At 72.3% G+C, this 4177-nt stretch carries 5 protein-coding genes; all 5 read right to left on the bottom strand.

All coding sequences use genetic code 11. From position 1 onward, the window contains the following. Positions 1-31: 31 nt before the first annotated feature. Entirely contained in the window at positions 32-691 is a 660-nt protein-coding gene (locus DYI42_RS23335) for an SDR family NAD(P)-dependent oxidoreductase (RefSeq protein WP_213549440.1), read from the bottom strand. 19 nt (positions 692-710) lie between these two features. Continuing rightward, complete coding sequence (locus DYI42_RS23330) at positions 711-1160, bottom strand: DUF1178 family protein (protein WP_213549436.1); 450 nt, start codon at positions 1158-1160, stop codon at positions 711-713. Between the two features lie 32 nt (positions 1161-1192). After that, complete coding sequence (locus tag DYI42_RS23325; RefSeq protein WP_342344732.1) at positions 1193-1699, bottom strand: NUDIX hydrolase; 507 nt, start codon at positions 1697-1699, stop codon at positions 1193-1195. A gap of 75 nt (positions 1700-1774) precedes the next feature. Further along, positions 1775-3049 (bottom strand): 3-deoxy-D-manno-octulosonic acid transferase, encoded by a 1275-nt coding sequence (locus DYI42_RS23320; protein WP_213549434.1) that lies wholly within the window; start codon positions 3047-3049, stop codon positions 1775-1777. A 68-nt stretch (positions 3050-3117) separates the two neighbouring features. Continuing rightward, the coding region (locus tag DYI42_RS23315) for a thiolase family protein (RefSeq protein ID WP_213549433.1) at positions 3118-4177 on the bottom strand (1060 nt) is incomplete at its 5' end.

The raw sequence follows: 4177 nt of genomic DNA, 5'->3' as shown, positions 1-4177 counted from the left end.
GGCAGGCAGGGCGCGGGACTTGCGGGCTTGCCTAATAGGCGTGTTCGCGGCCATCCCATGTGAGGAAGGCGCCGCTGTTGTCCAGGGACAGATCCTCGATCCGGGCAGCCAGACCGGTGGCAGCCTCGTCGGTAGAGATCTCGGCTGCACTCCCCCCCATTTCGGTGCGGACCCAACCGGGGTGGTAGATGCCCACCGCGATGCCATCGCCGCGCAGATCGGCGGCGAGGTTGCGCCCGAGGTTGAGCAGGGCGGCCTTGGAGGCGCGGTAAATGTAGCTGCCGCCGGGCGCACGGGTGTGAGAGGCCATCTGGGAAGAGATCAGCGCGATCCGGGGCGCCTGCGCGGCCCGCAGGTTGGGCAGCAGGGCCTGCACGGTGAGGAAGGGCGCGGTGACATTGACGGCAAAGCTCTCCGCCCACATCCCGGGCGGGTAGCCGTCCTCGAGCGCCTGCCCCTTGTCGGGATAGATGCCGGCGTTGCAGACGAGCCGCTCCAGCGGGGCGCCGTCAAGTTCCTCGGCGAGGCGGGTGATGGAGGCGGGGTCGGTCATCTCGACCTTGGCCCAACGAAGGCCCTCCGCCTTTGGCGGGTCACTTCGGCAAGTGCCGATCACCGCGCCGTGGGGGGTGAGGCGCTGCGCCAGTGCGAGGCCGATGCCCCGGCTGGCGCCCGTGACGAGCGCGGCCACGGGGGGTGTGGTTGGCATATCAGTTGGTCTTCCGGGGCGGGGTGAAGGGCAGGGGCATGATCGGCACGCCGTCTTCGATCAGCGCCTTCGCGTCCTTCAGGCGCGCTTCGCCATGGACTGAGCGATGCGGCTCTTCGCCATCATGCATTGCCCGGGCCACGCGGGAAAACTCGCTGCCGACATATTCGCTTTCGCGCTCGACCTTCTCGCGCAGCTCGGCGATGGCCTTTTCCTGCGGGCTGGCAGGTGCGCTGAGCGGACGTGCGGGCGCTGGCGCCTCTGTGGGCGCGTCGCGGCCCGTGCTGCTGGAGCCGAGGCGCGGGGCCATGATGGATTTTTCAACCTTCGACATGCCGCAGACGGCGCAGGTGAGGTGGCCCGCACGGGCGAGGGCGTCATAGGCCTTCGCGTCGGCGAACCAGCTCTCGAACCGATGCCCGTCGCGGCACTGAAGGCTGTATTTGATCATGTGGATTTATTTAGCGCCGGGGGTGTGAAGTTTCAATTACCGGGGCCCAGAAGTCCGGTGAGTTGGGCCGGGTCGAAGCGGGCGAGGATGGCGCGCAGCTCGGGCTCTGAGACCTTGGCGGCGGCCTTCTTCAGCGAGAACCACTTGCGCTTGCGCTGCTTGCACTCGGGGTACTTGCGGCGCAGTCGCGTGACCTGCATGGGATAGACGGCCACGAGGCAGGGCAGGCCCTTGCGCGGGCCGGAGAGCTTGGAATAGCTGTAGACGCCGAGGCTGTGGGGCAGGCTCTTGCCAAGCGCCCCGGCCTCTTCCCAGGCTTCCTGCGCGGCGGCCTGGGCGCCCGAGAGCCCGTCCATCGGCCAGCCCTTGGGGATGATCCAGCGCTTGCGGGTGCGCGAGGAGATCAGCAGCACCTCGGTTTCGCCCTTCTCGACCCGGAAGCAGAGCGCGGCGAATTGGGTGCGAAGCCCGCGCTTGGACCGCCCGGCGAGGCGGACAGGCACGTGGATGGGCTTCATGTGGCTCATGGGGCGGGTCACTCTCTCTCTCTCCCGGCGACCTTAGCATGTGAGACCGGTCCGCCCAGAGGGGCCGCGCGGATTTTCACGCAGGTGTCATGCTTTGGCGGCGGCGGCGAGATTGGCGGCTTCGCAGATGGCGGCGAGAAGGGGCGCGATATCGGCGCGGCGCGCGCGTGCCACCGCCTGGGCGGACTTCGCCATGCGGGCCTGTTCGGCGGGCGTGAGGGTGGCGAGGGCGCGGGCGAGGCCTGCCGCATCGCGCACTTCGAGGGCCGCGCCCGCGGCGTGCAGCGCGTTGAAGGCCTCGGCCTGGTTGAAGCAGGAGGGACCGTGTAGCAGGGCGCAGCCGAAGTGGACCGGCTCCCAGGGCGTGTGGCCGCCCTTCTCGACCAGCGAGCCGCCGGTGAAGCAGAGGCCGGACAGCGCATACCACAGGCCCATCTCGCCCATGGTGTCGGCGAGGAAGACGGGTGCCTCTCCGGGGGCCTCACCCTTCGAGCGGGTGGCGAAGGCCAAGCCCGCCCTCTCGATCAGGGCGGCAACCTCGGCCCCGCGCCGCGCGTGGCGTGGGGCAAGGATGAGGCGCAGATCGGGGCGGCTTTTGCGGGCCTCCGTGAAGGCGGAGAGCAGCTGCTCCTCCTCGCCGGGATGGGTGGAGGCGGCCAGCAGGGTGTTCTCCCGGGTAAACTGCGGTGCGAGGTCTTGCAGTGCAGCAGGGTCCACGGACGGGGGCGGGGCGGTGTTTTTCAGGGCGACGGGCGTGGCGCGCGCCTGCTCGGGCAGGCCAAGGGCGGCGAAACGTTCGGCGCTTTCGGCATCCTGTGCCGAGAGCAGGGTGATGGACGACAGCACCTCGCGGGCGAGCGCGGGCCATTTGCCCCAGCGGCGGGCGGAGCGGGCGGAGAGCCGCGCGGAGATGACGATCACGGCGAGCCCCGCCTCGCGCGAGAGGGTGATGCGGTTGGGCCAGAGCTCATTCTCGACGATCACCAGCGCCTGCGGTCCGTGCTGTGCCAGAAAACGGCGGTGGGCGGCGCGGCTGTCGATCGGGGCGAGGCAGGCGGTGAGCCGAGGCAGGCCCCAGCCGGCGGCAAGGGCGCGGCCGGTGGTGGTATTGGCGGTGATGGTCAGGTGGAGCTGCGGATGCGCCGTCAGCAGCGCCTCTGCGAGGGTGCGGGCGGCAGCCAGCTCGCCGTTCGAGGCCCCATGCAGCCATAGGCGCGGGCCGGGCAGGGGCGGCGCATCGGTGGTGGCCAGGCGCTCGCGGATGTCCTCCGGGCGCTCGGCCCGACGCAGCAGGCGCAGCGCGAAGAGCAGCGTGAGCGCGGGCAGGGCAAGAAGGCTGAAGAGCAGGCGGTAGAGGCGCAAGGCGTTCGGTCCGTTCGGGCGTTGGCGCGAGCGTTACCCGGCCCCGGCGCGCCTGGCAAGCGGGCGGGCTAGGCCCGGGTGAGCAGCAGGGCGCTGCCGAGGCCTCCGGCAGCGGCGATGGCGGCCAGCCCGGTGGAGGGGCCGGACGGGGCGGTGAGCGCGTGAAAGAGGCGGCAGGCGAGCACGGCGCCGGAGGCCCCGATGGGGTGGCCGCGCGCCAGTGCCCCGCCCTGCGGGTTGGTGCAAGCTTCGGGCAAGCCGGTGGCCTCCAGCGTGGCCAGCGCCTGGGCCGCGAAGGCCTCCATCAGTTCAATGTGATCGAGGTCCCCGGCGGCGTGCCCCGCTTCGGCGAGCACGGCGCGGATGGCGGCTACGGGGGCCAGGCCGGGCTGCGTGGGGTCGCCCCCGAGCATGGCGGAGGGGCCAAGAGCCACTGCGGGCAGGCCAAGGGCGCGGGCGCGGCCTTCGGTGGTCACCAGGAGCAGGGCGGCGGCGTCGGCTTCGGGGGCCGTGTTGGCGGCGGTGACATCGCCTGCGAGGCGCTTTGCGCGGGCCAGAAGCCGGGGAGAGAGGGCGCGGGCGTATGGGTCTGCTTCCAGCCCTTTGAGCGGGGCGATCTCTGGCAGCGGGGGCGCGGCGAGGGCCTTGGCATGGCTGGCGGCGGTGTAGGCATCCTGCGCCGCGCGCGGGATGGCGAGGGCGTGGGCGGCTTCGTGCATCTCGGGGTCGCGGGCAGGGTCGGGCGAGAAGCGCGGGCGCAAGTAGGGCTGTGGCGCGCCGCCGTCGGGATCGGTCGCCAGGCGGAGCGGGCGGCGCGAGAAGCTCTCGGCCCCGCCTGCCAGCACGGTGGTGGCGCGGCCGGTTTCGACGAGGGCGGCGGCGAGGGTGAGCGCGTCGAGCCCGCCGGTGCATTGCCGGTCGAGGGTGAGCCCGCCGACGCGCTCGGGCAGGCCCGCGGCGAGGGCGGCCACGCGGGCCGGGTTGCCGCCCGCGCCGAGGGCGTTGGCGAGGATCAGCTCGTCGATGGCGGAGGGCGCGAGGCCGGTATCGGCGAGGCAGGCGCGGGCCGCATGGGCGGCCAGCTCGGGCGCGTCGATCCGGGCGAGCGCGCCGCCGCGCGGAGCGACG

It is taken from the genome of Vannielia litorea (assembly GCF_018424695.1).
In the GTDB taxonomy this organism is placed as follows: Bacteria; Pseudomonadota; Alphaproteobacteria; order Rhodobacterales; family Rhodobacteraceae; genus Vannielia; species Vannielia litorea_A.
This window is presented reverse-complemented; position numbering and strand designations above follow the sequence as displayed.

Coding starts and splice junctions, on each gene's coding strand:
- DYI42_RS23330 (WP_213549436.1), bottom strand. CDS start 1,160: ATGATCAAATACAGCCTTCAGTGCCGCGACGGGCATCGGTTCGAGAGC.